The organism is Candidatus Darwinibacter acetoxidans (assembly GCF_041936445.1).
GTDB lineage: Bacteria > Bacillota > Limnochordia > Darwinibacteriales > Darwinibacteriaceae > DTU010.
In genome coordinates this window covers 1-1125 of record NZ_JBHGXH010000204.1, presented here as the reverse complement: position 1 = coordinate 1125, position 1125 = coordinate 1, and the positions used below count along the sequence as shown (strand labels likewise).

Annotated in this window: 2 protein-coding genes; both read right to left on the bottom strand. The window is 61.6% G+C overall.

All coding sequences use genetic code 11. From position 1 onward, the window contains the following. Window positions 1-765: hypothetical protein (locus tag ACE4YL_RS07840; RefSeq protein ID WP_461369469.1), on the bottom strand; the 765-nt coding region annotated here is incomplete at its 3' end. Further along, window positions 762-1125, bottom strand: a 364-nt coding sequence (locus ACE4YL_RS07835; protein ID WP_461369468.1) for a DNA methyltransferase, incomplete at its 5' end; no start/stop codon positions are given. The genes ACE4YL_RS07835 and ACE4YL_RS07840, both read right to left, overlap by 4 nt.

Below are 1125 nucleotides of genomic sequence, written 5' to 3'. Positions count from 1 at the left end.
GATCATCCTGGCGTCTCGATACTCCCTCTGAGTCGCCTCCGCGACCATCCGCCGTCGTTCAAACTCCGCGATGACGACCGGGTGCTGATAAATGGTCTTCAGGAGCGCCCGGGCCTCAGCCTCAGAGATATTGTTCGGGTCGGGCAGCGGGTCGGGGTAGATCGCGGCCCATGTCCGGATCTCGGTCACAACATGGCTCCACGACCACCCGTCGACGTGATTGACCGGGGTTGCTTGGATGCGGATTACGACAGGCGCCTCTTCCGGCGCCTCGTTTTCCATTTGCTCCTCGTTTACCCCTGATAAACCACGTGTTGCTATATCCTTTCCAGCCGTTTCACCCGCAGCCGGTTCCGCGCTCTGGCGTTCTGCCGGCAGATCTCCACTACCTCCCTCGACCGCCTCCGCAGGCGCCTCACCATCAGTGGCCGGCTTGTCGATACCCTGCGCCTGGTCGGCGCTCTCGCTACTCGCTGCATCACAAATCATCTCCCATACTCGGCCGAAGATCGCCGCACTAACCCTAGGACCGGTCTCGGCGTCCACCTCCGGCGGCCACCGGCCCGCGAGGAGCACCTCTACCCCGTCAGCGGTCCGGCGATCCCTCGGCGGCATCCAATCCGTCCTGAGCGGGATATACACCGCGTCGTCGAGCGTGACGGCCGCCGCCACCCACTCCAGGACACGGTCCCGGAGCGTCGCGTCGGTCAACACGGCGCGGAATGATTGTGATTTGGTCGGTATTTTCAGAACAATAGAACTCAAGATGTCGCCTCCGGGCGGAAATTCTTGACAACGTATTCACAAACTCCGGAATCGAGTTGTTCCCCGATGCGGAGCCGTTTCTTTGCGATCTGCACGTATTCGGGGTTGATCTCGATCAGGATAGAGGAGCGCCCGAGATCCCGTGCCACCTTTGCGACGGTCCCGGACCCTCCGAAGGGGTCGAGCACGACACACGGCACGGTTTCCTCGGTGCCACATGTGCAGGAGGGTTGCCAGCCGACCGTATGCACGGGCGTCTCTCCGATACGCCCGCTGTGCTTCGCTGCATCGTTCCTAAGAGTCGTCTCTGATGCATCATATCTACCGTTTTTCCCGGTGTTCTCGCCGCGTTCGGTCACC